25 protein-coding genes are annotated in these 24,836 nt (G+C 69.9%); 11 read left to right on the forward strand and 14 right to left on the reverse strand.

The features are described 5' to 3' along the window. The first annotated feature begins 106 nt into the window (after positions 1–106). Both MQC88_RS04560 and MQC88_RS04565 read left to right on the forward strand, forming a co-directional pair. Entirely contained in the window at positions 107–613 is a 507-nt protein-coding gene (locus MQC88_RS04560; protein ID WP_243319422.1) for an RNA polymerase sigma factor, read from the forward strand. A gap of 23 nt (positions 614–636) precedes the next feature. Further along, positions 637–1,284: a hypothetical protein gene (locus MQC88_RS04565; protein ID WP_243319424.1), complete on the forward strand. Its 648-nt coding sequence runs from the start codon at positions 637–639 to the stop codon at positions 1,282–1,284. Positions 1,285–1,315: 31 nt separating this feature from the next. On the opposite strand, the gene MQC88_RS04570 is transcribed toward MQC88_RS04565, so the two are convergent. The 5 genes from MQC88_RS04570 to MQC88_RS04585 all read right to left on the reverse strand — a co-directional run bounded on the left by MQC88_RS04570 (position 1,316) and on the right by MQC88_RS04585 (position 7,772). Further along, positions 1,316–3,973: a M1 family metallopeptidase gene (locus MQC88_RS04570; RefSeq protein ID WP_243319426.1), complete on the reverse strand. Its 2,658-nt coding sequence runs from the start codon at positions 3,971–3,973 to the stop codon at positions 1,316–1,318. A 183-nt stretch (positions 3,974–4,156) separates the two neighbouring features. After that, positions 4,157–5,179, reverse strand: coding sequence for a COG3904 family protein (locus MQC88_RS04575; RefSeq protein WP_243319428.1), 1,023 nt, complete (start codon positions 5,177–5,179; stop codon positions 4,157–4,159). A 147-nt stretch (positions 5,180–5,326) separates the two neighbouring features. Then, positions 5,327–6,544, reverse strand: coding sequence for an MFS transporter (locus tag MQC88_RS04580; protein ID WP_243319430.1), 1,218 nt, complete (start codon positions 6,542–6,544; stop codon positions 5,327–5,329). A gap of 132 nt (positions 6,545–6,676) precedes the next feature. Next, positions 6,677–6,808 (reverse strand): hypothetical protein, encoded by a 132-nt coding sequence (locus tag MQC88_RS12980; protein ID WP_256451734.1) that lies wholly within the window; start codon positions 6,806–6,808, stop codon positions 6,677–6,679. A gap of 265 nt (positions 6,809–7,073) precedes the next feature. Beyond that, a complete protein-coding gene (locus MQC88_RS04585; protein WP_243319432.1) occupies positions 7,074–7,772 on the reverse strand; it encodes a GNAT family N-acetyltransferase in 699 nt (232 codons plus the stop codon). Between the two features lie 43 nt (positions 7,773–7,815). Between MQC88_RS04585 and MQC88_RS04590 the strand changes: the two genes are divergently transcribed. Beyond that, entirely contained in the window at positions 7,816–8,061 is a 246-nt protein-coding gene (locus MQC88_RS04590) for a GIY-YIG nuclease family protein (RefSeq protein ID WP_243319434.1), read from the forward strand. A gap of 51 nt (positions 8,062–8,112) precedes the next feature. Here the strand turns inward: MQC88_RS04590 and MQC88_RS04595 are convergent, their stop codons facing one another. Beyond that, on the reverse strand, positions 8,113–8,352 hold the full coding sequence (locus MQC88_RS04595) for a hypothetical protein (RefSeq protein WP_243319436.1): 240 nt from the start codon (positions 8,350–8,352) through the stop codon (positions 8,113–8,115). Positions 8,353–8,513: 161 nt separating this feature from the next. Here MQC88_RS04595 and bla point away from each other — a divergent pair, with 161 nt between their 5' ends. From bla to creC, 3 genes are all read left to right on the forward strand, one after another. Then, entirely contained in the window at positions 8,514–9,371 is an 858-nt protein-coding gene (gene bla, locus MQC88_RS04600) for a subclass B3 metallo-beta-lactamase (protein ID WP_243319438.1), read from the forward strand. A 67-nt stretch (positions 9,372–9,438) separates the two neighbouring features. After that, the gene (creB, locus tag MQC88_RS04605) at positions 9,439–10,113 is read left to right on the forward strand and encodes a two-component system response regulator CreB (protein WP_243319440.1); all 675 of its coding nucleotides are present in this window, start codon (positions 9,439–9,441) and stop codon (positions 10,111–10,113) included. A gap of 3 nt (positions 10,114–10,116) precedes the next feature. Beyond that, complete coding sequence (gene creC, locus MQC88_RS04610; RefSeq protein WP_243319442.1) at positions 10,117–11,547, forward strand: two-component system sensor histidine kinase CreC; 1,431 nt, start codon at positions 10,117–10,119, stop codon at positions 11,545–11,547. Between the two features lie 12 nt (positions 11,548–11,559). Here creC and MQC88_RS04615 read toward each other — a convergent pair whose 3' ends face one another. From MQC88_RS04615 to MQC88_RS04640, 6 genes are all read right to left on the reverse strand, one after another. Then, positions 11,560–12,135: a hypothetical protein gene (locus MQC88_RS04615; protein WP_243319444.1), complete on the reverse strand. Its 576-nt coding sequence runs from the start codon at positions 12,133–12,135 to the stop codon at positions 11,560–11,562. Between the two features lie 206 nt (positions 12,136–12,341). Further along, positions 12,342–13,238: a UbiA prenyltransferase family protein gene (locus tag MQC88_RS04620; RefSeq protein WP_243319445.1), complete on the reverse strand. Its 897-nt coding sequence runs from the start codon at positions 13,236–13,238 to the stop codon at positions 12,342–12,344. Further along, a complete protein-coding gene (gene ubiG, locus MQC88_RS04625; protein ID WP_243319447.1) occupies positions 13,235–13,954 on the reverse strand; it encodes a bifunctional 2-polyprenyl-6-hydroxyphenol methylase/3-demethylubiquinol 3-O-methyltransferase UbiG in 720 nt (239 codons plus the stop codon). Before ubiG ends, MQC88_RS04620 begins: the two co-directional genes overlap by 4 nt. Next, a complete protein-coding gene (locus MQC88_RS04630) occupies positions 13,932–15,083 on the reverse strand; it encodes a sedoheptulose 7-phosphate cyclase (RefSeq protein ID WP_243319449.1) in 1,152 nt (383 codons plus the stop codon). Before MQC88_RS04630 ends, ubiG begins: the two co-directional genes overlap by 23 nt. Then, positions 15,080–15,562 (reverse strand): S-ribosylhomocysteine lyase, encoded by a 483-nt coding sequence (locus MQC88_RS04635; protein WP_243319451.1) that lies wholly within the window; start codon positions 15,560–15,562, stop codon positions 15,080–15,082. Before MQC88_RS04635 ends, MQC88_RS04630 begins: the two co-directional genes overlap by 4 nt. Before the next feature lie 31 nt (positions 15,563–15,593). Continuing rightward, positions 15,594–16,847, reverse strand: a complete 1,254-nt coding sequence (locus MQC88_RS04640) for a sugar phosphate isomerase/epimerase family protein (RefSeq protein ID WP_243319453.1) — start codon at positions 16,845–16,847, stop codon at positions 15,594–15,596. 399 nt (positions 16,848–17,246) lie between these two features. Here MQC88_RS04640 and MQC88_RS04645 point away from each other — a divergent pair, with 399 nt between their 5' ends. Both MQC88_RS04645 and MQC88_RS04650 read left to right on the forward strand, forming a co-directional pair. Then, on the forward strand, positions 17,247–18,764 hold the full coding sequence (locus tag MQC88_RS04645) for an ATPase domain-containing protein (RefSeq protein WP_243319456.1): 1,518 nt from the start codon (positions 17,247–17,249) through the stop codon (positions 18,762–18,764). 4 nt (positions 18,765–18,768) lie between these two features. Next, a complete protein-coding gene (locus MQC88_RS04650) occupies positions 18,769–20,412 on the forward strand; it encodes a hybrid sensor histidine kinase/response regulator (protein ID WP_243319458.1) in 1,644 nt (547 codons plus the stop codon). Positions 20,413–20,428: 16 nt separating this feature from the next. On the opposite strand, the gene MQC88_RS04655 is transcribed toward MQC88_RS04650, so the two are convergent. Further along, on the reverse strand, positions 20,429–20,599 hold the full coding sequence (locus MQC88_RS04655) for a hypothetical protein (protein ID WP_243319460.1): 171 nt from the start codon (positions 20,597–20,599) through the stop codon (positions 20,429–20,431). A 190-nt stretch (positions 20,600–20,789) separates the two neighbouring features. On the opposite strand from MQC88_RS04655, the gene MQC88_RS04660 reads away from it, so the two are divergent. From MQC88_RS04660 to MQC88_RS04670, 3 genes are all read left to right on the forward strand, one after another. Continuing rightward, positions 20,790–21,557 carry a HipA family kinase gene (locus tag MQC88_RS04660; protein WP_315857079.1) on the forward strand — a complete coding sequence of 256 codons (768 nt, stop codon included), beginning with the start codon at positions 20,790–20,792 and terminating at the stop codon, positions 21,555–21,557. Beyond that, entirely contained in the window at positions 21,544–21,972 is a 429-nt protein-coding gene (locus tag MQC88_RS04665) for a DUF3037 domain-containing protein (protein ID WP_243319465.1), read from the forward strand. Before MQC88_RS04660 ends, MQC88_RS04665 begins: the two co-directional genes overlap by 14 nt. A 69-nt stretch (positions 21,973–22,041) precedes the next feature. Next, complete coding sequence (locus tag MQC88_RS04670) at positions 22,042–23,232, forward strand: hypothetical protein (RefSeq protein WP_243319466.1); 1,191 nt, start codon at positions 22,042–22,044, stop codon at positions 23,230–23,232. Positions 23,233–23,331: 99 nt separating this feature from the next. On the opposite strand, the gene MQC88_RS04675 is transcribed toward MQC88_RS04670, so the two are convergent. Continuing rightward, positions 23,332–24,327 carry a GGDEF domain-containing protein gene (locus MQC88_RS04675; RefSeq protein ID WP_243320285.1) on the reverse strand — a complete coding sequence of 332 codons (996 nt, stop codon included), beginning with the start codon at positions 24,325–24,327 and terminating at the stop codon, positions 23,332–23,334. Positions 24,328–24,836: the final 509 nt, after the last annotated feature.

Below are 24,836 nucleotides of genomic sequence, written 5' to 3' on the forward strand. Positions count from 1 at the left end.
CGCCAACGGTTCCACGCCGGTGGCCGGCGGCTTTCGGGCTCGCGCGTGATATTTCCCGCCCTGCCGCGAATCATGTTCACGAAACCCGGATCGCACAGGGCACGCGATGGAACTTGCCGTCACCATGACTACCGAGGCGCGGCGCGAATTCGCCACCCTGCTCGAGCTTCATCGCGGAATCCTCTTCAAGGTCGCCAACAGCTACGCGCGCGACCCCGTGGATCGCGCCGACCTCGCGCAGGAGATCGCGGCACAGCTGTGGCGCGCGTGGCCGGCCTACGACCGCGCGCGCCCGCTCACCACCTGGATGTACCGGGTCGCGCTGAACGTGGCGATCTCGCAGTTGCGGATACGCAGCCTCCGCGATCGCCACCTTGTGCCGATGGACGAGACCCATGATGCGGGCGTCGACGACGGACACGAGGCTGCGGCGCAGGTCCGGATGCTGCAGCAGGTCATTGCACGCCTGGCGCCGCTGGACCGCGCACTGGTGCTGCTGTACCTGGAAGAGCGCAGCCAGCGTGAAATCTCTGAGATCCTCGGGATCAGCGAGACCAATGTCGCCACCAAGATCGCGCGCCTCAAGCAACGCATCCGCACCGAACTCGGCTGACCCCCGGCGAAGGAACCGACACAATGGATCTCGACGACCTGAAATCCGCCTGGCAAGCGCTGGATCGCCGGCTGCAACTGGACAACGCGCTGCGGCTGCATGACCTGCGCGAGCGCAAGCTGGGAAAGGCGCGCGGAAACCTGCGCATGTTGCTGGTGGGCATGCTGCTGCAGGCAATGCTGGGCGTCGGCCTGATCGTGCTGGGCGTGGCGTGCTGGCGGGCCAACCTGCACACGCCCGGCCTGTTGCTGACCGGCATCGTGTTGCACGTCGCCGGGATCGCCCACGTGGCCTTGGCGGGCCTCGTGGCCGGGCTGGCGACTACCGTGGACTATGCCGCGCCGGTACTGGCGATCCAGAAGCGGTTGCGCCTGCTGTTGCGCGTGCAGGTCTTCAACTCGAATGCGTGCGGGCTGCCGTGGTGGATCCTGTGGGTGCTGGTGGTGGTGGGTTTCGCCGGCTTGGATCCGCAGCGGCCCGTCGGCCCGACGCCCGCGTGGATCTGGGTCAGCCTGGCCCTGGGGATTGTCGGCATGGTCGCGACCTGGGCCTGGTCGGTACGCGCGGCCGGCAAGCCGCGCCCCGCGAATGCCCGGGTGGACGACGGTGCCGACGGCATCCGCCGCAGCCTGCGGATGCTTGACGACCTGGAAGGTTTCGAGCGGGAGTGAAGCCGCGCCCTCCCAGGGTCGGGTCCCTGCCCTACCGGGACTGCCTCGCAAGCCATGCGGTGACCTGTGGCAAGCGCTTCTCGATCACCATGCGGCGGTACTGGATGCTGGCGATCGCGGTGTCGGTGGCGCGGCGCGAGCCCTTGGCGATGTGGGCGTCGGCGAAGGCATCCAGCTTGGCGATCATCGCCGGATCGCGAGACCGGCTGCCCAGGCCCGGGTAATAGCGGCTGCGCGAAGTCGAATCGACGCGACGGTCCACCTCCGCCTTGTGCGCGACCGCGAAGTCGAACGCCAGGTCGGGATGCCCGCCCGACACGATCGAGAGCATGCCGGCGCTGTTGGTTGCCCCGGGCTCCTCGGTCAGCGCAAGGTCGAGTGCACGCTGGGCCAGCGCCGCATCCTCGGGGGTGGCCAGCAGCGCGTACAGCTGGTCCTTGACCAGCGGCGTGGTTTCGGCGCGCGCGGCGGCATGCAGCTTGTCCCAGGTGGCTGCATCGGCATGCCGGGCAACCACCGCCAGGATCGTGCGCTTCAATGCAGGCGGCATCGCCGCGGCATCGGACGCACTGGCGGCGTAGCGACGTCGCGCCTCGGCGATGATGTCGGCGTCGCCCAACCCGCCCAGCGTGCCGATCAGGTTGACGCGCAGGTTCTTGATCGGGTCGGCCTCGCCAGCCATGGCTTCCCAGCCCACGCGGGCGAACACCGGCGCGAGCGTCGCGATCGCGAACTTGCGGAACCGCGACTGGCGCGCGTCATCGCCGCGGTAATAGTCGTCGAGGCCGCCGAGGCTGTCGGCGACGTCGCCCCAGATCTGCGGATCGGCACCGGCGGGCACCACGCTGGCCAGGTCCAGGTAATCCGACGCCGGTTGCAGTCCGGCCATGCCCAGCGCCCAGGCGTCGTTCATCAGGCCGAGCTGGTCGATCGGCGCGAGGCGGGCGAAGGCGGCCCTGAGCGACTGGAACTGCGCAGGCGCATACAGGGTGCGGTAGTAACCGCTCTGGCCGGCATTGACCACCACCGGGTCGCAGCCGGGCACCTGCAGCGTTGCCTTGCCGCCGGCCACCAGCGTCCGCGCCGGCACGCCGCCAAGTGCCTGTGCGATGACCGGCACCTGCCATGACAGTGGCGCCTTGTCGGGCCGGTCGCGGGTGAATTCGCCCTGCACCAGTTGCAGGGTGGTGTTGCCGCCGCTGCACTGCGCGGATTCGACCCGGATCATCGGCACGCCCGGTTGCAGGGTGAAGTCGTGCGCGATCTTCGTGATCGGCTTGCGCGCCGCCGCCTCGATCGCGTTCCACAGGTCATCGGACACGGTATTGCCGTAGGCATGCGCCTTGATGTAGCTGCGCACGCCATCGCGCCAGGCGTCGCTGCCGACGTAGCCCTCGAGCATGCGGATCACCGCCTCGCCCTTGGAATAGGTGATCGAGTCGAACGCCTGGCTGGCCTGCTCGACGGTTTCCACGTGCTGCACCACCGGATGGGTGGTGGCGACGGCGTCCAGGCCCATCGCCGCTTCGCGCACGCCCACCGCCGACAGCGCGGTATTCCATTCCGGGTGCAGTTTCTCGGTGGTACGGCCTTCCAGCCACGAGGCGAACCCCTCGTTGAGCCACAGGTCGTCCCACCAGCTCATCGTCACCAGGTCGCCGAACCACTGGTGCGCGATCTCGTGCGCCGCGGTGGTGAACACGTTCTGCATGTCGCGCTGGGTGGAAATGCTCGGATCGAGCAGTTGCGCGTACTCGAAGGTATAGATCGCGCCCCAGTTCTCCATCGCGCTGAAGAACTGGCTGCGCCCCGGCGAGGCGATGTTGTCGAGCTTTGGCAGCGGATACGGCACGCCGAAGTAGTCGTTGTATTCCTTCAGCACCGCCGCCGCCGAGTCGAGCGCGAACTGCGACTGCCCGGCCTTGCCCTTCTGGGTCACCACGCCGACCTCGACGCCATCAGCCATGGTGGTGGTGCGGTCGAAATCGCCGAGGCCGAAGAACAGCAGGTAGGTCGACATCTTCGGCGACCGCGCGAAGCGCACGCGCTTGAGGCCGTTGCCGAGGTCGGTGGTGTCGGCCACCGGCATGTTGCTGACCGCCATCTGCGCGGCCGGCACGGTGGCGGTCAGGGTGAAGGTGGCCTTGTGGTTGGGCTCGTCCCAGGACGGGATGAAGCGGCGCGCGTCGGAGTTCTCGAACTGGGTGTAAAGCGCGCGCCTCTTGCCGGACGCAGTGTCGTAGTCGATCGCGAACAGGCCGTTGGCCTGGGTGCCGATCCTGCCGCTGTAGTCCAGCGCCAGGCGGTAACTACCCACGGCCAGTGGCCGGTCGAAGCTGAAGGTCGCGGTCTGCGCGGCGGCGTCGATCGCCACCTTCGGCGCCGGCAGCGCCGCAGCGCCGGACACCGGCGTCAGCGTCGCCGACGGGAACGCCATGTCGATCGCATTGAGGACGATGCGATCGGTCGGTTGCAGCACGTCGAGCGTGATCGTCGCCTTGCCGTCGAAGGCCAGCGTGTCCGCGTGCGGCACCACGGCAATGTCGTAATGGGTCGGACGCACGTCGCGCGGCAGCTGGGTGGTGGCGTCGGCCACGACCGCAGCGGTGGCGACAGGTGCTTGCGCCGGGGCGTTCAAGGCGGTGCCGGCAATTGCCAGCGCGATGGCGGAAACCAGGATTCGGCGCATGTCATTCCCCGGATCATCGAGCAAAGGGCCGCAAGCCGGCGCGAAGGCAGCACGTGCGGGCGTCAGGCATCGATAGTGCTGGTCGCGGGCATGGGCAGACACCCCCGGAAGTCATGCAGGGGGCGTCGGCACAAGCCCCGCTCGCGTGTCATCCCGCGCGAAACGCACCACCGCAGCCGGCGTTCAATCGTATTCCGACAGCGGACTCTCCCCCGGGCACTTGCGGTCCGGGAAGCCATAGCGCTGGCGCAGTTCCACGCCGCAATCGCTCATTTTGCCGACGTCGTCGCCGGAAGCCGCGCACTTGCGCTCGAAGGCATGCGCGAAGGCTTCCTTGCGATGCACGAAGTCCTCGCCGCACTTGCGTGCCAGGCCGATCCGCTCCAGGTCGTCCTGCACCGGGTTGCTGCCGGACAGGCCGTACAGGCGCATCTCGTCGGACGTCAGCAAGCGCAGGTCGCGGCTCGGCACGCTCATCATCATGTCGGCCACGGCGATGTCGACGCCGTTGCGCGCGAAGTAGTCCTTGATCTGGTCGTGCACCGAACGCAGTTCCTGCTCGAGTTCGGCGCGCGTGGTGGCGTCGGAATGCAGGCGGATGATGCGATGGATGCCGACCTGGCCCGAAACCAGGCGGTTGTCCCCCGCGGCGAGGATGAACACGCAGGCGCTGTGGCAGACGCTGCCCTCGCGCACCCAGATGGTCCAGTGGGTGGCGCCGATGGAGTCGCCGGCGCGAATGCCGTCCTCGACCTGGCCGCCGGTGGAATCGAGGTCGAGGATGCGGTTATCGATGTCCATGCGCTTGGCCATCGCCGCCACGCGCTGCACCAGGTCGGCGAAGTCGGCGGAGATCTTGCCCGCGTAGCGCAGCCGCACCACGCCGCTTTCGCGACAGCCATCCATGGCGTCGAGCACGCTGAAATATTCCAGGTTGACCAGCGGCACGCCGTCGCCTGCGGTGGCGTAGTCGGTGTCGCAGCTGATCGTGGCCTCGCCGGATGTCACCCTGGCCGGCGGCCATTTGGTGCCCTCGAGCACGTCGGCGGTCAGCGGCTTGCTGGCAACCGCGGGCGAACTGATCGCGCCGCCGTTGTCGGCGCTGGTCACGGTCACCGGCGCAACCACGGATTCGCCCGCCGGCGGCTGCCGGTCGCATGCCGCCAGGGCAAGGCACAGGACCACGATTGACCAGGTTTTGGACATGTTCCACGCGATGGTCGGGGACGTGCCGCGGCGCGCGCGGGGCACGACGGCGCGGCACGGCGGATCGCCTAGTCTAGGCGTTGGCGCCACGGGCGGCCCCAACCGGCGATGAATGTTGCGGCTGGCCGGGAACCCCGCGAACGCCGATCAACCGCCCGCTGCGCGCGCCGGCAGCGCGCCGCGGGTCGGCAGGCACAGCAGCGCCGCGACCGCCGCCACCAGCGCGCCAGCCCAGAAGGCGGCTGCCGGATCGTAGCGTTCCCACAACATGCCGGCCGCGCCACTCGCCAGCAGCAAGGCGAGGCCCGATACCAGGTTGAACATGCCGAACGCGGTGGCGCGGTAAGCGGCCGGGACGCGGTCGGCGATCAGGGTCGCCAGGATCCCCTGGCTCAGCCCCATGTGCAGGCCCCACAACGCGATGCCGATGAAAAGCAGCAGTTCGCCGCGGGCGAGCGCCAGGGCGACGTCGGCCAGCACCAGCATCGCCATCCCCAGCGCCAGCACGCGTTGCCGCGGCATCCGGTCGGACAGCTTGCCGGCGGGATACGCGCTCAGCGCGTACACCACGCTCATCACCACCAGCACCATCGGTACCCAGGTCAGCGACAGGCCCCGATCGGTTGCGCGCAGTACCAGGAAGGCTTCGCTGAAACGCGCCAGCGCGATCACCGCACCCAGAGCCACCAGCCGCCAGAACGGCGCGCCGAGCCGCGACAATCCCTCGCGCGTGATCGGCAGGCGCGCCGCGCGCCGGGCGACATCCGGCGGCTCGCGCACGGTCGTGGCCAGCAGCAGCACCGCGATCACGCCCGGTACCACCGCCACCCACAGCACCGCGCGGATGTCGTCGGCCAGCAGCCACAGCAGGGCAACGGCCAGCAATGGGCCCAGCACCGCGCCGACGGTGTCCATCGACTGTCGCAGGCCGAATGCCGCGCCGCGGATTTCCGGTGGCGCGAGGTCGCCGACCAGCGCGTCGCGCGGCGCCCCGCGGATGCCCTTGCCGAAGCGGTCCAGCAGCCGCGCGGTGGTCACCGCCGCCACCGAGTCGGCCATCGGGAACAGGGGCTTCACCACCGTCGCCAGGCCATAGCCCAGCAGCACCAGCGGCTTGCGCTTGCCCAGCGCGTCACTGGCCCAGCCGGAGAACACCTTGGTGACCAGCACCATCGCCTCGGCCGCGCCCTCGATCAGGCCGATGGTCAGCGCGCTGGCGCCCAGCGTGGTGGACAGCAGCACCGGCAGCAGGCTGTGCACCATCTCCGAGCCCATGTCGGTGAACAGGCTGACGAACCCCAGCGCCCAGATCGTGCGCGGGATCGCCGGGCGGGTGCGCGTCGGCGCGGCCTGGGAGGCATCCATCGGCCGATCCTAAACCGGATCGAAGGCAGCTCTCAGGCCGAGGTGAAGCCGATCGGCGTCAAGCGGCCGGCGAGAAGTCGGCCGCGCGCGCCGGGATCACCGGCGCATGCCACCGGCACCCCGGCCGATGCGTCAGCCCAGCAGCCTGTCGAGGCCGAACGGTACGCTTTCGCCCTGGACCAGCGCCCAGATGACGCCGACCACCAGTGCCAGCGTCAATATCGTCCCGGTCGCCCTCTCGACACGGTCCGAACCGTTGTTCACGTTCGTGCTCATGGTGTCCCCCCTGCGCCCCATGAAACCCGGGTAGCCGCCGCAAGTCTGCGATGCCGGTCACGAAAGCCCGGTGAAGACCGATGAACGGTACGCCGGATCGCGGCGCGGGCGACACCACCGACATGCGGCTCCGCCTTTCCGTCGCCGGCTGGACGCCGGGCGCACGCGGTGCAGCGCCGGCATTCCTGCGTTCCCCAGGTGCATCGGTTGCCGTGCTGGCCCGCAGCTCCTATGGCGCGCCGGCCGGGCAAGCTCAAGCCGCGACGGACTCGCGCCGCAGCGACCAGAACGGGATGTCGCGCCGCAGCCGGTAGCCCAGTTGCTCGTACATGCGCCTGGCGCGCAGGTTCGCGCGACTGACGTGCAGGAACGGCATGCGGCCGCGGTCGAGGTTGTCGTTGCCCAGGAAAGCGGTCAGGCGTCGTGCATGGCCGCGCCCGCCGTAGTCGGGATGGGTGCAGATCGCGCTCATCTCCTGGTGCGTGGCGGTGGCCAGCCGCTCGCCGATCATCGCCGCCAGCCGCTCACCCTGGTAGATGCCGAAATAGCGTCCCAGCTCCATCGTGCGCTCGCGGAAATAATGCGGATACACCAGCGCCGTGAGCGCCAGCACGTCGCCACGATGTGCCGTGGACAGCTCGACGATCTCCGGCCCGTCGGGCACCGGGATCCGCTGCGGGCAGGTCATCTGGGGCAGGTTCTCGAGCAGCGCCAGCTGCCAGCCCGGGGGCAGCCGCCTGGGCGCGATCCCGAGCAGCAGCACCGTCTCGCCCGGTGCCACCAGCGTCGCCAGGGCGTCGGCCACGTCGACGTCGGCATCGGCAATCCCGAGGAAAGGCGCGAACTGCGGCGGGTAACGCGCAACCTCGCCCGCCACCAGCGCCAGCGCGCGATGGCGGCTGCGCAGCGAGGACCAGAACGGATTGTCGAGCTGGGGATCGGTGGCAGGCATGGCGAGCGCATCGTAATCCACCGTGCACCGCTACACTCGCCGCATGCCCCACTGGTACGTCTACCTGCTCGAATGCCGCGACGGCAGCCTGTACACGGGCATCGCCACCGATGTCGAGCGACGCTACGCCGAACACGCCGCCGGCAAGGGCGCGCGCTATACCCGCGCGCACCCGCCGCTCAGGCTGCTGGCACGCTTCGAATACCCCGACCGGTCCACCGCGAGCCGCGCCGAACATGCGATCAAGCGCTTGACGCCGGCGCGCAAGCGCGCATTGTGCGCGGACTGAACCAGGGCCCACCTCCACTCCAGCCTGACAACGGGCCACCCGCGTGCGCGCTCAGTCGCCCTGTTCCTCCAGCTTGCGCATGCGGTCGGCGTCGCGTGTGTCCTGGCCACCGCCTTTTGCCCGCGCCAGGCCCTCGCGCTCGGCGGCGGTCGGCTCGTCGGTCGCGGCGGCGGCATTGCCCTTGATCGGCTTGCCGTCCTTCGTGCGTTGCTGCACGAACCGCGTTTCATCCTCCTGGAAGCGGCGCGCGGCTTCGTAGTCGCCCTCGCCCTGCACCTTGTCATTGCCCATGGCCGTGCTCCTCGGGTTGCGCGCGTCGCCCGCCGCGCATGAAACCCGCATGTAACAGAGCCTGCGTGATCGAAGCGTGGAATGTCGGCAAGGGCGACGGTTCCGGGGCAAGGTGGTCGATAATCGGCAACCCCTCCGCTTGCATTCCATGGAGCCGACGCATGAACCACGCGCTTTCGCTTGCCTGCCTGTTGTTGTTCGCCGCCAGCATCGCACCTGCCGCCGAGCCCGCATTGCCGCAGGGCAAGGCGTACGAAACGCCGCAGGCATGGCGGCAACCGGTGGCGCCGGTGCGCATCAGCGACCACGCCTGGCAGATCGGCACCGCGGGCATCACCGCGCTGCTGCTCAAGACCGACGCTGGTGCGCTGCTGATCGACGGAGGCCTGCCGCAGGCCGCCGACATGCTGCTGGCGCAGATGCGCACGCTGGGCGTCGCTCCGGGCGACCTGAAGCTGGTCCTGTCCAGCCACGCGCATGGCGACCACGCCGGTCCGATCGCCGCGATCAAGCGCGCGACCGGAGCGCAGGTGTTCAACAATGCCGAATCCGCGGTGCTGATGGCGCGCGGCGGCAGCGACGACATCCATTTCGGCGACGACATCCTGTACCCGCCGGCGCAGACCGACCGCATCCTGCACGACGGCGAAGTCGTTGCCCTGGGCGGGTTGCGGCTGACCCCGCATTTCATCCCCGGCCACACCCCGGGCAGCATCGCCTGGACCTGGGACGACAGCCGCGACGGCAAGCCGCTGCGCATCGCCTATGTCGACAGCCTGACCGCGCCCGGCTACCGGCTGCTCGGCAATCCGCGCCAGCCACGCATCGTCGAGGACTTCACCCACACCTTCGCCACCGTGCGCGCGCTTCCGTGCGACCTGCTGCTGACGCCGCACGCCGACGCCAGCGGCTGGGATTTCGCCGATGCCGCGCATCCGCACGCGCGGCCGATGACCTGCGCCGCCTACGCCGACGCGGCCGAAACCGCGCTGCGGGCGCAACTGGAAGCCGCCCGGTAGCAGCCGTCACCGCGCCGCCCGCGCCATCCCGCGGCGACGTCGATTATGCTCGCGGCACGGAGGACGCATGGCCCGGATCCTGCTGGTCGAAGACGAAGGCGCGATCGCGCAGACCATCGAGTTCGCGTTGCGCGCCGACGGCTTCGAGAGCACGCACGCGCTGACCGGCCGCGATGCGCTGCGGCTGGCGGCCACGAGCGCGTTCGACCTGGCGATCCTCGATGTGGGGCTGCCTGACATCGGCGGCTTCGCGCTGTGCCGCGAGTTGCGGCGCGAGCGCGACCTGCCGGTGATCTTCCTGACCGCGCACGACGCCGAGGCGGACCGCGTGCTCGGCCTGGAGCTGGGCGCCGACGACTACGTCTCCAAGCCGTTCTCGCCGCGCGAACTGGTGGCGCGCGTGCGCGCCGTGCTGCGCCGCAGCCAGGGCGGCACGCCCCCCACGATCGCGGGCGGCGCATTCGCGCACGATCCAGAAGGCCACCGCGTGCACTTCCGCGGGCAACTGCTCGAGCTCACGCGCTACGAGTACGGCCTGCTCGCAGCACTGCTGCAGCGGCCGGGTGCGATCCTGTCGCGCGCGCAACTGATGGATCGCGTCTGGGGCACAGACAGCGACAGCAGCGACCGCACCGTCGACACCCACATCAAGACCCTGCGCGCGAAGCTGCACGCGATCGACCCTGGCGCCGACCCGATCCGCACCCAGCGCGGCCTCGGCTATTGCCTGCAGGCGGACTAGCCGGTGCGGATCGGCCTGCGGATCCTGCTGGGCACCTTCGCCATCGTTGCGCTGGCGGCGCTGTTGCTCACCCAGGTGTTCGTGGCGCAGGTCAAGCCGGGCGTGCGCCAGGCGATGGAGGACACCCTGGTCGACACCGCCAACGTCCTGGCGGAACTGGCCAGCGACGACATGCTCGCCGGTCGCATCGCCGACGGCCGCTTCGCGCAGCGCGTGCGCCAGATGCGAGCGCGCGACCCCGGCGCCGAGATCTGGGGCTTCCCGAAGCGCACGACCAACTACCGCATCTACGTTACCGATGCCCGCGGCATCGTCGTCTTCGACAGCAGCGACCGCGATGTCGGCCGTGACTACTCGCGCTGGAATGACGTCCATCGCACCCTGCGCGGGCAATACGGCGCGCGCTCGACCGCGCAGGACCCCGGCGATCCCGAGTCCACCGTGATGCATGTCGCCGCGCCGATCCGCGACGCCGGTGGCCGCATCGTCGGCGTGCTGACGGTCGCCAAGCCCAACCGTACGCTCGCGCCTTTCATCGCCCGCAGCCAGGCCACCGTGTTGTGGTGGGGCGTGTTGCTGCTGGCCCTGGCACTGCTGGTGGGCGTGGGCGCGGCGACATGGCTGTCGCGCCAGCTCGGCGCCTTGCGCCGCTATGCACAGGCGGTCACCGCCGGCGAGCGCGCGCCGCTGCCGCGCGTGGCCGGCGAGTTCGCCGAACTGGGACATTCGCTGGAGGCGATGCGCGCGCAACTGGAAGGCAAGCAGTACGTCGAGCGCTACGTGCACGCCCTGACCCACGAAATGAAAAGTCCGCTGGCCGCGATCCGGGCCAGCGCCGAGTTGCTGGAAACTCCGCTGCCGGCCGGTGACCAGGCGCGCTTCGCCGCCGCGGTCCGCAGCCAGAGCGAGCGCCTGGCGCTGATGATCGACCGGATGCTGGCATTGGCCGCGGTCGAGCACCGCCAGCGCCTCGAGGCACCGGCGCCGGTGGCGCTCGCGGAGCTGGTTGCCGCGGTGGCCGAGGACAACCGTGCGCGGCTGGCAGCCCGGGCGCAGGCGCTCGCCATCGACGTGGACCCTGCCACGCGCGTGCGCGGCGATGCCTTCCTGCTGCGACAGGCGCTCGACAACCTGGTCGAGAACGCGTCCGACTTCGCACCGGCCGGCAGCACGATCGAAGTCGACGCGCGGAGCGACGACGACCAGGTCCTGGTCCGGGTCGGCGATCGTGGTCCGGGGATCCCGGACTATGCACGCGACCGCGTGTTCGAGCGCTTCTATTCGCTGCCCCGCCCCGATGGCGGCCATCGCAGCAGCGGGCTTGGACTGGCCTTCGTCGCCCAGGTCGCCGACCTGCACGGCGGCAGCGCAACGCTGGACGACCGTCCCGGCGGTGGCGCATGCGCCACGCTGCGACTGCCCGCCATCACCTGAGCGGGCCCGAACCTAGCGCCTCGCGCCCGTGCGATCCGAAGCGCGCGCCGCCACTGCGAACAGCGCCGCCGACAGCAGCCACGGCAAGGAAAATGCCGCCGAGAGCACCGCGCCGCGGTCGTCCCATCCGGCCACCAGCGCGAAGCCGGCGAGCAGCGCCTGCGCCAGCGCCGCCGCGCACGTCGCGCTCGCCATGCCGCGGGCCTGCATCCGCGCGAATACGCCGCCCAGCACCGCGACGGCCGGAACGCCGGCGAACAGCAGGTTGTAGGGATTGTCTTCGCTGCCGATCATGCCGACCGCGAGGTTCACCCAGACGGTGAGGAAGCCGGCCAGGATCGCGACGCCGGCGGCCGCCCGGAAGGCGGTATTCCCCGACATCCAGGCCATCAGTTCATAGGCGCCGCAGGCGATCGCCAGCATCGCGCCCATCACCGCGAAATCCGACGGCGACCAGTCCACGCCGCTTCCGGGAAACAGCCGCATCGCCAGCAGCGGCAGCAACAGCAGGCACGCCGCGCCACCCCAGATCACCTGCCGCCAGCGATTGCCGCGGGCTCCACTTCCATCGTTCATGCGTGCGGCCATTGCCGGTCTCCGTGCGCCAGGGATCGGCCTTGCGGCATCGGCGATCGCCTCAGCGTGCGCCTTGTCCGATTGCGGCCGAGGAAGCAGCCTGCCGCACGCAGGTGAATGCACGATGGCGCCAGTGTGAAGCCAGGTGGCCGCGGTCGGCCGGCGCGCCGATGACACCCGATCAGGCCAAGGCAGGCAGGACGGTGATCGCGCCGGGGCTACGGCACCAGCACGAACCCCAGCACGACCGCCAGCTGCGCCAGCGGATACAGGCTGGCGCGGTCGAACAGCCGCGCCGCGTCGCGCCCGTCCCGCGTCCGGTACAGGCGCAACGCCGGCCACAGCAGCAGCACGCCGCCAACCCCGAGGCAGGCGAGCCGGAACGGCCATCCGAGCGCCAGCGGCGACATCAGCGGCAGCCACAGGCTGAGGAATACGGTCGACGCGAGCGTGGCGACGACCAGCGCGCCGGCCACGCGCGTCCCGAACAGCAGCGGGATGGTGCGTGCGCCGATGCGCCGGTCCTCCTCGATGTCGTTCCAGTCCGCGGGGATGTTCTGCCCGCCGATCTCCCACAGCATCAGCCAGGCCAGCAGGAGCAGCAGCAATCCCGGCGACGGCTCGGGACGGACCACGAACACCGCCGCGATCGGGCCGGCCGACTTCACCAGCCCGCTGACCAGGGTGCGCCACCAGGTCACCTTCAGCAGCTTGCAGTACAGCGCCTCGAGCACCGTGGCGGCGAGCACGACCAGCACCAGCCGGGGATTGAGCAGCCACGCGCCGACCAGGGTCAGCGCATACCAGAATCCGAACCAGGCCAGCGCGCCGCGCAGGCTGACCAGGTTCCGGGCCAAGGGGTAGCGCATCGGCGACGCTTCCACCGAGTAGCCCGGCCTGGTGGTGGCGACGGCCACCTTGGCCTTGTCGTCGTTGACGCCGAGCAGGTCGTTGAGCGCGTAGATGGCGGTGTAGCCGGCAAGGCCGGTGAACAGGCACAACCCCAGCACCTGCCAGCCCGGGAACCCGCCGAGCCACAACAGCGCGACGAAGCCCGGCATCGCCATGTCGAGCACGCCGTGGGTGCTGCGCGACAGCGCGAGGAAGCGCTTCACGCGCCCGCCCCCGGCTTGGCGAAGCAGGCCATGTAGTTGATGTCCTCGCGGTCGCGGGCGACGCGGAAAGAGCGCGTGATCGGGTTGTACATCAGGCTGTCGACGGCGATGAACTGCAGCCCGCAGGCGCCGGCCCAGGCGCGCATCTCCCCGGGCCGGATCAGCTTGCGATAGCTGTGGGTGCCGCGCGGCAGCAGGCCGAGGATGTATTCGCCGGCCACGATCGCGAACGCGAACGCCTTCAGGTTGCGGTTGATGGTGGAGAAGAACACCTGCCCGCCGGGCTTGAGCAGCCGCGCGCAGGCTTCGATCACCCGGGCCGGCTCGGGCACGTGCTCCAGCATTTCCATGCAGGTCACCGCGTCGAAGCCGGCGGGCTCCTGCTGCGCCAGGTCTTCCACGCGGCTGTAGCGGTAGTCGATGTCCAGGCCGTTGTCGGCGGCGTGCTCGCGCGCGATCTCCAGCGACATCTGCGACAGGTCGATGCCGGTGACGCGGGCGCCGCGCCGCTGCAGCGCCTCGGCCAGGATGCCGCCGCCGCAGCCCACGTCCAGCATCCGCGGGCGTGGCGTCGTGACGCGGTCCATGATGAAGCCGGTGCGCAAGGGATTGATGACGTGCAACTGGCCCATCTTGCCGTGCGGGTCCCACCACAGTTGCGCAAGCCGGTTGAAATGGGCGATTTCCGCCGCGTCAATGTTGGTCGTTTCGGTCATTGGCAGCAGCCATCCCCTGGTTGAGCGCAGTGATCGCCGACGCGACCTCCTGCCGGTTGATGTCGTTGGCGAACACGCAGGCGCCCAGCCCGCGGGGCAGCGGCACGCGTTGCAGGCCATTGCGGTGTTCCACCCGGTCCAGCAGCGAGTGCCAGACCAGGTCGACGTCCAGCAGCGCGAAGTCCGGTTCGATGCCCAGCCGCTCGACCAGCCCGAAGATGCGCGCGGTTTCCGCGGCCGACAGCAGCCCGCGCGCGCGCGCAACCAGGCACGACACCAGGATGTCCAGCAGCACCGCCTCGCCATGCAGAAGGTGCTCGCCATGGCGCGCCTCCAGCCCGTAGCTGAAGGTGTGGCCGAAATCGACCCGGCGCTCGAGCTCGTCCTCGAACAGGTTCGGCTGCAGTTCCTCCAGCATGCCGGCGATGGCGCGGTCGAGGATCTCGCCGCCGGCCGCGTCCTGGAACGCCGCCGCCACGCTGGCGGCGCCGCAGGCTTCCAACTGCATGAACAGCGCGACGTCGCGGATCACCGCCAGCTTGATGATCTCGCACACGCCGTTGAGCAGGTGCCGCCGCGGCAGCGTGCGCAGCAGCGTGTGGTCTAGCAATACCCGGCACGGTGGCTCGAAGCTGCCGAGCCTGTTCTTGTTGTCGTTGAAGTTGATCCCGGTCTTGATCCCGACCGAGGCGTCGACGTAGCCCATCAGCGTGGTCGGCACCTTGATGTGCGGCACGCTGCGCCGATAGCTGCCCGCGACGAAGCCGACCACGTCGGTCAGCACACCGCCGCCGATGGCGATGATCGGCTCGTCGCGACGGTGGATCGGGAAGGCATCCAGGTTGCGCACCAGGTCGAGCCAGGCATCGGCGGTCTTGCTGGCCTCGCCGCCGGCGAAGCGCACGATCCGGGCGCTGATGCCATGCGCGGCGAAGTAGGCGTCGATGCGCTGGCCGTGGTGGCGCGCGATCTGCTCGTCCACCACCACGAAGCGCCGCCCGTCCCGCACGCGCCCGATCGACAGCAGCGCCGGATTGCCCGGATCGAACAGGTCCGGTGCCTTGACCAGGTCGTATTCGATCCGGCGCTGGTGGCTGACCCGCCACGCGGCGCCACCGGCCACGCTCACGACACGTTTCCCCACTGCGCGCGGCGCGCCAGCACTTCGCCGGCGATCGCACGGGCGCTTGCCAGGTCGTGGTCGCGGTAATGCCCGCACTGGTCGATGCGCACATAGGGAACGCTTTCCGACTGCAGCACGCCTTCCAGCGTCGCCGCCAGGACATCGTCGATCACCGCGCGGCGGCCTTCATTGAGCAGCACCAGGTAGAAGCCGGTGCGGCAGCCCATCACGCCCACGGAAACGAAGTGTCGCGGCAGCAGGCGCTGGAACCCCTCCAGCAGGAAGTGTTCCAGCGAGTGCAATGGCGCAACCGCCAGGCATTCGCCGGCGTTGGGCCGGCGCAGGCGCAGGTCGATGCTGTAGACGACATCGCCGGCCGCGCCCGTGTGCGCCGCGCGCAGCTTGATGCTGGGTGCCCGCAACCGACGATGGTCCAGTTCCCCGATCGTCGCCGGGTCCCAGCCCAGCGCCTGCAGGTCGGTCACGGTCGCCCCTTGCCGGTTGCCGCGGCGTCGTTCATGCCGGCCGCACCGACGCGCCGGTGAGCGGCGCCAGGTGGCGATAGCTGTCGACAAGCGCCTGTTGCCAGGACGCGACATGGTGGTACAGCTCGACCGAGCCGTAGCCGTGGAAGCCATTCTCGGTCAGCGCCTTGAAGCTGGCTTCGAGGTCCAGCGTGCCCTCGCCCGGGATCTCGTGGAAATGCACGATGCCGGTGAGCGTGTTGGCCACCATCGCATTGACCAGCGCCGGGCCGCGCGCGCCGCGCAGCCACGCGATGATCGGCCATGCGCGCTCCAGTACGTGGAACGACAGGCCTGGCACCGAGATCAGGTAGGTGAAGATCTCGTCGTCCAGCGGCGAGGCGCCGACAGGCAGGGAGGCGTAGTCGATCGAGCGCACCACGCCCTGCACGCCCGCCTGTGCCAGCAGCGCGTCGATCCGTTGCCGGCGGCGCCGGTCGGGTGCCTGGTCGCGGAAATACAGCGGGTGGCGCCGGTCGACCAGCAGGTAGTCGGCCGTGTCGGCGAAGTACACCAGGGTGCTGGCGGCCTGCAGGTCGAAGGCCAGGTCCTCGGCATCGGCGACGATCCTGAGGTTGTAACCAGCGCGCGCGTCGGAAATGTGCAGGTAACGCGCATGCGGCGCGGCTTCGCCCAGCGCGGCGAGATGGTCGCGCTCGGAACAGTAGGCGTGGCACAGGTCGATGTGCAGCCGGAAGCGCGGCGAGCCGACCGCGTCGATCAGCGCCAGGGCCTGCGCCATGGTTTCGATGTACATGCCCGGCTCCGGCTCGATCAGCAGGGTGATGTCCTCGTCGTCGCGGATTTCGCGCAGGCACTCGTGGATCGAGTCCGCCAGCAGCTCGCCCGGATCCGCCGCCGCGTTGCGCACGTGCTCGTCGCGGAGGAAACCGCTGCCGAAGGTCACCAGCGGCGAGCCCAGGCGCCGCGCCACGCGGATGCCGCGCTTGACCAGGTCGATGCGGCGCTTGCGTCCGGCCAGGTCCAGTGTGATCAGCGAGGGTTCGTGCGGCCGCGACGGCGTGAAGAAGTGCGAGGCGGTGGCCACGCAGGCCGGGGCTATGCCCGTCGCGTGGAGCCGCGCGCGGACGGCGGCCAGGGCGTCGCCGTCGATCTCGAAGGGATTGAACTGGCGCCGGTGGAAGGCGATCTCCACGCCGGCATATCCGGCTGCCGCGACCGCATCGATCGCGTCCAGGAAATCAAGGCCGGTGAGGCCGAAGGTGCTGTAGCTGAGTTGGATCATGCCGGGATGCCGTGCTCGTCGAACGCCGGGGACACACAGGGCTGCCGCGTCGATCCTCAGGGATCCCCGGTGCGTGGTCGTCCGTAGCCGGCGCAGGCGCGTGCCATGACTCATCCGTTGACGTGGTCGCCGCAGTCTGGACAAGCGGTGCGGCGGGCGCCTTGATTCAGGTCAACAGCCGGGTCGCGAGGGCATCGCTGGCCCGTCCGGCTGGGCGCCGAACCCTGCATCCCGCCCCTGTCGCGGGCCTGCAGGCCGACCCGTGCCCCGCACCTGGCCCGAACGGGGCTTCACCTGCCCTGCATGCGCACCACGCGTGTCCCCCGGGTGAAAACCGAAGTCACGCGCCCGATGGTCCAATAGGTTTTTCAACCATCGGCCTGTATCCGCCATCACGCCATGGACACACCCCAAGAAGCGCTCAACCCACCGCCCGTCGCGACCGGCATCGCCGGCCTGGACACCGTCCTCGAGGGCGGGTTGACGGCGAACCGGCTGTACCTGCTCGAAGGCCTGCCGGGCGCGGGCAAGACCACCATGGCGCTGCAGTTCCTGCGCGAGGGCGTCGAGCGCGGGGAAAGCGTGCTGTACGTGACGCTCTCGGAAACCGAGGCGGAACTGCGCGAAGTCGCCGCCTCGCACGGCTGGACGCTCGACGGCGTGCACATCAACGAGCTGTTCCCGATGGGCGACCAGCTCGACCCCGATGAGCAGTACACGATGTTCCACCCGTCCGAGGTCGAGCTCGGCAAGGTGACGCTGGCCATCCTCGCCGAGTTCGAGCGGCTCAAGCCGCAGCGCGTGGTGTTCGACTCCCTGTCCGAGATCCGGCTGCTGGCGGGGTCGCTGCTGCGCTTCCGGCGCCAGATCCTCGCGCTCAAGCAGTACTTCGCCGGCCGCAACGCGACCGTGCTGCTGCTCGACGAAAGCCACCAGCTCGAACAGGGCCTCAATGCGCACACGATCGTGCACGGCGTGGTTTCCCTGGACCAGCTTCGCCCGGAATTCGGCGGCGATCGCCGCCGCCTGCGGGTGATGAAGATGCGAGGCCGTCCGTTCCACAGCGGCTTCCACGACTATGAAATCCTGACCGGCGGAGTGGTGGTTTTCCCGCGCCTGGTCGCCGCCGACCATCGTCGCGAGCCGGAGGTTGGCACGCTTCACAGCGGGCTGGACGCCCTGGATGCATTGCTGGGCGGCGGCATCGATCGCGGCACGAGCACCTTGTTGCTGGGCGCGGCGGGCACGGGCAAATCCACATTGGCCATGCATTTCGTGATGCAGGCCGCCGAACAGGGCGAGCGCTCCGCCGTGTTCCTGTTCGAGGAAAGCGTGCATGCCATGCGCAAGCGTTCGAGCGGGCTGGGGCTGGACCTGGATGCCCGCATCGACGACGGCACCGTCATGATCCAGTCGGTGGATCCGAGCGAGCTGTCGCCGGGCGAATTCTTCCATATCGTGCGCGAAGCGGTGGAGCAGAAGCAGGCGCGGATCGTCGTCATCGACAGCCTCAATGGCTACCTCAACGCGATGCCGGGCGAGCGCTTCCTGGTCACCCAGCTGCACGAACTGCTCAGCTACCTGGGGCAGATGGGAGTGTCGTCGTTCCTGCTCAACGCGCAGCAGGGGATGATCGGCAGCATGAGCAGCACCCTGGACGTCAGCTACCTGGCCGACACCGTCGTGCTGCTGCGGTATTTCGAGGCCAATGCCACGGTCCGCACCGCCATTTCCGTGATGAAGAGGCGCACCGGGGCGCACGAGCGCACGCTGCGCGAGATGGTCATCGGCAACACGGGCATCGAGATCGGCGAGCCGCTGCGCAACTTCCGTGGCGTCCTTACCGGCGTGCCGCAGGACGTGGCCGATCCCCCCGCCGCCGCCGGCGCGGTCTTCACCGGCAGCCTCGGGGCGTGACGCATTGAACGGCGCCGATCTGCCGTCGGTGAAGAAGCGCGTACTCCTGCTGCTGGGTACGGCGCGGGACAGCCAGTTGACGCGCGAGTTGCTGCGCGGCAATGGATTCGACAGCCAGGTATGCGCCAGCACGCAACAGCTGCGGCAGGAGATCGATGCCGGCGCCGGCGCCGTGCTGGTGGCCGAGGAATGCCTGGACCAGGGCGCGCACGACGCGCTGCTGCAAGCGCTGGACGCGCAACCGGCATGGTCGGACCTGCCGATCCTGGTGCTGGCACGCCCGGGCGCGGATTCGGTGACCGTGTTCGAGGCCATCGCGCTGCTCGGCAACGTGACCGTGCTGGAGCGGCCCCTGCGCATCGCGGGCCTGGTCACCGTCGTGCGCACCGCGTTGCGCGCGCGCTTCCGCCAGTACCAGATCCAGGCAAACCTGAAGGGCCTCGAGGAAGGCCGCGACGCGGAGGCCAGGGCGGCGCAGCAGAAGGACGAGTTCCTGGCGATGCTGGCCCACGAGCTGCGCAACCCGCTGGCGCCGATCAGGACCGCGCTGTTCGTGCTGGGGATGGACGACAGCGATGCCGAGCGGCGGGCGACGCTGCGGCAAATGATGGAACGCCAGGTCGACCACCTGGTGCGGCTGGTCGACGACCTGCTGGAAAGCTCGCGGCTCTCGCGCGGCAAGATCGAGCTGCAGCGCGAGCCGATCGACCTCAAGGATGCCCTGCGGCGCGCGGTCGAACTCAGCCGCACGCAGATCGATGCGGCGGAATGCACCCTGGAACTGCACGTGGACGCCGGGCCGCTGCCGATCGACGCCGACCCGATCAGGATCGCGCAGGTCTTCAGCAACCTGCTCAACAATGCCGCGCGCTACGGCCGGCGCGGCGGCACGATCCAGTTGCATGCGCATCGCAGCGGCGACGGCGAGGCGCTGGCACGCGTGGTCGACGACGGCATCGGCATCGACAGCGAGACGCTGCCGCACGTCTTCGACCTGTTCACCCAGGGCAAGCGCGAGGCCAGCCATGCGCAGGGCGGGCTCGGGATCGGCCTGGCGCTGGTCCGCTCGCTGGTGGGCCTGCATGGCGGCCGGGTGCGCGCCAGCAGCGGGGGCACTGGCCTGGGCGCCGAATTCTCCGTGTGGCTGCCGTTGTCGGACCTGGCGCAGCAACCATCCGCGCCGTTGCCGCAGGCGAAGACGGCGGTTGCCGAAGGCATCCACGTGCTGGTCGTCGACGACAACAAGGATGCGGCCAACGCACTGGCGATCATGCTGGGTGCCGAAGGCATCCAGCACCGGGTCGTCCACGACGGAGCGGGCGCTCTCGCCGTGGCGGACGCCTTCCTGCCGGACATCGTGCTGCTGGACATCGGCATGCCGGGAATGGACGGCTACGAAGTCGCGCGCAGGTTGCGCAGCAACCCGGACAACGCAAACGCGCTGCTGATCGCATTGACCGGGTGGAGCAACGAGCAGGACCACGTGCGCAGCCGCGCCGCCGGCTTCGACCACCACCTGCGCAAGCCCGCCGACGTCGACACCCTGATGGAGCTGCTGGCATCGGTCGCGCCTGCGGATCGCCCGCGCAAGCAGTCGCCACCTGCGAAGGCCACTACGCCGGCCGCGTCGCCATCGTCCTTGCGCTAGGCCGCCGTTCCCCGCTTCAGTCGCCCTGCTCCTTGTCAGGCCCCAGCGTCCAGCTGGGCGGATCGCTCGCGGGGAAACTCTGGTCGCCCTGCAGGTCGACCAGTTCGTCCGGATCCGGGGAACGATCCTGTGCATCCGGCCGGGGCGGGTTGCCGGGTGGCTGCTCTTGCACGGTGTGCCTGGACATCGAATCCTCCCACGCGGCCACGCGCGGCCGCACCCATCCCTTCATACGCCCTTTGCAGGCAAGGTGGCGACAACGTCCAGCGATCGTCCCGCCGCGGCGCTGGCAGCACCGGCCCGCCATGCACGGACGCGAGCACGGCCCGGTGCGGACAGCCATCGTTCCCCACAGCGGCTATCCTTCCCCGATGCCGTTGCGCACCGTCACCGCCACCCGCTATGTCACGCCGTTGCGCGAAGGCGGCTCGATGCCGGCGATCGTCGAGGCCGACGACGACGGCATGTACGTGCTCAAGTTCCGCGGCGCGGGCCAGGGCCCGCGGGCGCTGGTGGCGGAACTGGTCTCGGGCGGGATCGCCCGCGCGCTCGGGCTGCCGGTGCCGGAAATCGTGCTGCTGGAGCTCGACCCCGGGCTGGCGCGCACCGAGGCCGATCCGGAGATCCAGGAACTGATCAAGGCCAGCGCGGGCCTCAACCTGGCGCTCGACTACCTTCCCGGCGCGGTCAATTTCGATCCGGTGGCCGAGCAGCCGGCGCCGGCACTGGCGTCGGAGATCGTCTGGTTCGACGCCTTCACCAGCAACGTAGACCGCACCGCGCGCAACCCCAACCTGATGGTCTGGCACGGGCGCCTGATCCTGATCGACCATGGCGCATCGCTGTATTTCCACCATGGCTGGCAGGGTGATGCGGACGGCGCCGGCAAGCCGTTCCCGCTGATCCGCGAGCACGTGCTGCTGCGCTGGGCCAGCGAACTGGCCGCGGCGGACGCGCGCCTGGCCGCATTGCTGCCGCCGCAACGGCTGGCGGCGATCGTGGACGAGATCCCAGATGCCTGGCTGCTGGGCCACGACGCCTTTGGCACGCCCGCGCAACAGCGCGCCGCGTACGCGAACTACCTGCAACAGCGCCTGGCGCTGCCGCACGCCTTCGTCGAGGAGGCCGAACGTGCACGCGCCTGACAGCTACGACTACGCCGCCATCCGCGTGGTGCCGCGGGTGGAACGCGGGGAATTCGTCAACGTCGGCGTGATCGTCTCCTGCGAGGCGACGGCCTACCTCAAGGCCGCGGTCGAACTGGATGAAGTGCGCCTGCGGGCGCTGGACCCGGACGTGGACCTGCAGACATTGCGGCGCCACCTCGACGCCATCCAGCGCATCTGCGCCGGCGGCCCCGGCGCGGGGCCCATCGGCCTGCTGCCGCAACGCGCGCGCTTCCACTGGTTGACCGCCAGGCGCAGCGCGATCATCCAGACCTCGCCGGTGCACATGGGCCGCTGCGGCGACATGGACGCCATCGTCGAGCACCTGATGGCGACGATGGTGCGGATCCGGCGCAACGAGGCGAGCGCGGGCGCGCAACTGCCGCCGGATTGACCCGGATCAGTGCGCCCGGTGCGCGCCACGCCGATCCTGCGCGCACTTCCCCGCTGCCAAGGCGCTGCCATGTCCCACCGCCCTGCCGACCTTCCCTCCAGGCCGACCACCCACCGCAAGGCCACCAGCGCTTGCCTGCTGCTTGCCGCCGCGGGGCTTGCGGCCGGCGCCGATGCCAGCGCGGCCGACGCCCCGGGCTGGCAAGTCAGCGGCGACCTGCGCGGCGGCTATTTCGCCAGCGAGCGCACCGGCCGCGATGGGGTCGAAACCGACGACGAGGCCTTCAACGCGCGCCTGCGCGTGGCCATCGAGCATGCCTTCAACGAGCGCTGGCGGGTGCGCACGCGGCTGGCGGGCCGCTTCAGCAGCGGCCAGCACGGCACCGACGTGTACCTGCGTGGCTACGCGCCCAGCCGCACCGGCGCCGCGTTCGGCGACGTCACCCTGGACGAGGCCTACCTGGGTTACCAGGCGCCCGACGACGGGCTGCGCCTGCGCGTGGGGCGCTTCCAGACCGCGTTTGCGCTGCCCGGCCTGCCGTCCAAGGGCCTGGACCGCAACGACAGCCCCAATATCGAGATCAACTGGACCGACGGCGTGCACCTCGACATCCCGGTGGGCGGTGGCTGGCGTGGCCACGTGATCGGCCAGTATCGCCACCGCAAGGGCAGTGGCAGCGTCGCCCATGCACCGCTGGACTTCAGCGACGGCGGCAGCCGCGGCACGCTGTTCCTCGGGCTGGAAAACAGGCAGCCGCTGGGGCCGATCACGCAACGCATGGTGTCGCTGACGTGGATGCCCGACAGCCTCGCCGACCGCGGCCTGGCCGACCCCTCGCGCACGGACTACATGACGCTGGATGCGCGCGTCGCCGCGGAATGGCCGCTGCGCGCCGACGGGCCGAAGCTGATTACCGGCGTCGAGCTTGGTTACGCGCTGCAGACCCCGATCGACGCGGCCGCCGGCACCGGCGGCAACGGCGACACCGGCGGGCTGGCGTGGCAGTTGCAGGCCAGCCTGCACGACTTCGCGCCAAAACAGGCCATCGGCGTGGCGTACGGGCGCGTCGATGCCGGCTGGCTGCTCTCGCCCGACTTCCGCCCCAACGACCGGCTCGCGGAAATCGCCTACCAGTGGCAGTTCCGGCCGAAGACCTCGCTCGATGCGCGCGTGCGCGAACGCCGCGAACTCGAGCATCCCTTCGCCACCCGCGAACGCGTCGACCGCGACCTGTACGTCCGGGTGACGCACAAGTTCTGACGCAGGCGACCGGGCCACGCGGGGCTTGGCGAACCTGGCAACTGCGCGCCCGCGCGCATCCAGGTGCCAGCGCCTTTCCTTGAACCGCGAACGGGTCGGTCAGGCCGGCTGCGCCGGCGCCCCTGCCGTGGCCTGCTCCACGCGGTTGCGCCCGGCGCGTTTTGCCCGGTACAACGCCGCATCCGCGCGCGCCAGCCAGCTGCCGGAGTCCTCGCCACGCTGCAGCATCGCGCAGCCGATCGACACGGTGATCGGGTCGTCGCCGCCGTGCAGCTGCGCCTCGATCCTTGCACGCAGGCCCTCGCACAGCCCCGGCAGGGCCGGTGCATCGACCGCGGTGAACAGCACCACGAACTCCTCGCCGCCCATGCGGTAGACCTGGTCGAGCTTGCGGACGGCACCCTGCAGCAGGGCGACCAGGTCCACCAGCACCTGGTCGCCGGCCTCGTGGCCGTGGCTGTCGTTGACCCGCTTGAAATGGTCGATATCCAGGATCGCCAGCCCGAATGCAGTCGCGTGCCGCTGGTTCGCCTCGACCGCCAGCTGCAGTTCGCGGTTCATCGCCCTGCGGTTCAACGCGCCCGTCAGCGCATCGCGCGCCGCCAGGTCCTCGAGCTTGGCGTGCTGCATCCGTGCGCGCTCTGCGAACAGCAGCGACAGCACGCCGGCAAGCACGCTGGTCGCCACGAACATCACCACCGGCGACCCCGGCAACAGCACCCCGGTGTGCACCGCCACCGTCGCGATCGCCGCGATCGACACCGACGCGAGCGCAATCGCCAACCCGCGACCGAGCAGCACGCAGGTGCCCAACACCAGCGGATACGTCCACAGCACGCCGGCCATGCCGGCGAGCCAGGTCACCGCAATGCAGCCGGCCGCGGTGGCCAGCACGCAGGCGCGGCTTGCGGTATCGATGTTGCCGCCGCGCCACGCGTGCACGATCACGCCCAGCAGCACGACGCTGATGCCCAGATCGACGATCCCGGCAGCGCTTTGCCCCTGGGAAAACCGGAACCAGACGAAAGGCAGCACCCCGAGCAAGGCGGAGCCGCACAGCAGGGTCAGCACCGCCAGCCGGAAATCCGCTCGCATCCGTTCCAATCGCATGCTCCTTCGGGGCAACCAGGCGAGGATCATCGCAACGGCCTTCGCGCGATGCGTGAACGACCACCATCGGGGCAGCGCCCGCACGCGGCCCGGCCGTAAACGTCGGCTGCACGCATCAGGGTACGACGACCCGCTCCCCGTCGCGTCGACCGGATCGCGGCGATCAAGTTACCCGGAACATGGCATGGCGCGCGCGGGCCTGGCTGTAGCCGCTGCGGTCGCGGCGGCGGCGGCGCGCGGCGGACGCCGGCGGCATGGGTACCACGCGTGCGCGTTGGACCAGGCTGGTTCCGGGAGGGGACACCGGAGCGTGGATTTCAGGCCGGGCCTTGCCCGGGGACTTGCGGTGCAGCTTTCCTGGCCGCCGGCTGCGAAACAACAGGGCCATGACGGTTGCCTTGATTTTGGTTGCCTCCTTGGTATTTTGTCCTGTAAAAACAAATATTTACAGCATCCATTGTAACACAGCGCGGCGCGCGAGGCCCCGGCCTGCA

Source organism: Cognatiluteimonas sedimenti (assembly GCF_022808325.1).
Taxonomy (GTDB): domain Bacteria; phylum Pseudomonadota; class Gammaproteobacteria; order Xanthomonadales; family Xanthomonadaceae; genus Cognatiluteimonas; species Cognatiluteimonas sedimenti.

Coding starts and splice junctions, on each gene's coding strand:
- bla (WP_243319438.1), top strand. CDS start 8,514: ATGAACCACGCGCTTTCGCTTGCCTGCCTGTTGTTGTTCGCCGCCAGC.
- MQC88_RS04560 (WP_243319422.1), top strand. CDS start 107: ATGGAACTTGCCGTCACCATGACTACCGAGGCGCGGCGCGAATTCGCC.
- MQC88_RS04575 (WP_243319428.1), bottom strand. CDS start 5,179: ATGTCCAAAACCTGGTCAATCGTGGTCCTGTGCCTTGCCCTGGCGGCA.
- MQC88_RS04670 (WP_243319466.1), top strand. CDS start 22,042: ATGTCCCACCGCCCTGCCGACCTTCCCTCCAGGCCGACCACCCACCGC.
- MQC88_RS04640 (WP_243319453.1), bottom strand. CDS start 16,847: ATGATCCAACTCAGCTACAGCACCTTCGGCCTCACCGGCCTTGATTTC.
- MQC88_RS04580 (WP_243319430.1), bottom strand. CDS start 6,544: ATGGATGCCTCCCAGGCCGCGCCGACGCGCACCCGCCCGGCGATCCCG.
- MQC88_RS04655 (WP_243319460.1), bottom strand. CDS start 20,599: ATGTCCAGGCACACCGTGCAAGAGCAGCCACCCGGCAACCCGCCCCGG.
- MQC88_RS04565 (WP_243319424.1), top strand. CDS start 637: ATGGATCTCGACGACCTGAAATCCGCCTGGCAAGCGCTGGATCGCCGG.
- MQC88_RS04675 (WP_243320285.1), bottom strand. CDS start 24,327: ATGCGAGCGGATTTCCGGCTGGCGGTGCTGACCCTGCTGTGCGGCTCC.
- MQC88_RS04645 (WP_243319456.1), top strand. CDS start 17,247: ATGGACACACCCCAAGAAGCGCTCAACCCACCGCCCGTCGCGACCGGC.
- MQC88_RS04615 (WP_243319444.1), bottom strand. CDS start 12,135: ATGGCCGCACGCATGAACGATGGAAGTGGAGCCCGCGGCAATCGCTGG.
- MQC88_RS04595 (WP_243319436.1), bottom strand. CDS start 8,352: ATGGGCAATGACAAGGTGCAGGGCGAGGGCGACTACGAAGCCGCGCGC.
- MQC88_RS04570 (WP_243319426.1), bottom strand. CDS start 3,973: ATGCGCCGAATCCTGGTTTCCGCCATCGCGCTGGCAATTGCCGGCACC.
- creB (WP_243319440.1), top strand. CDS start 9,439: ATGGCCCGGATCCTGCTGGTCGAAGACGAAGGCGCGATCGCGCAGACC.
- MQC88_RS04590 (WP_243319434.1), top strand. CDS start 7,816: ATGCCCCACTGGTACGTCTACCTGCTCGAATGCCGCGACGGCAGCCTG.
- MQC88_RS04585 (WP_243319432.1), bottom strand. CDS start 7,772: ATGCCTGCCACCGATCCCCAGCTCGACAATCCGTTCTGGTCCTCGCTG.
- ubiG (WP_243319447.1), bottom strand. CDS start 13,954: ATGACCGAAACGACCAACATTGACGCGGCGGAAATCGCCCATTTCAAC.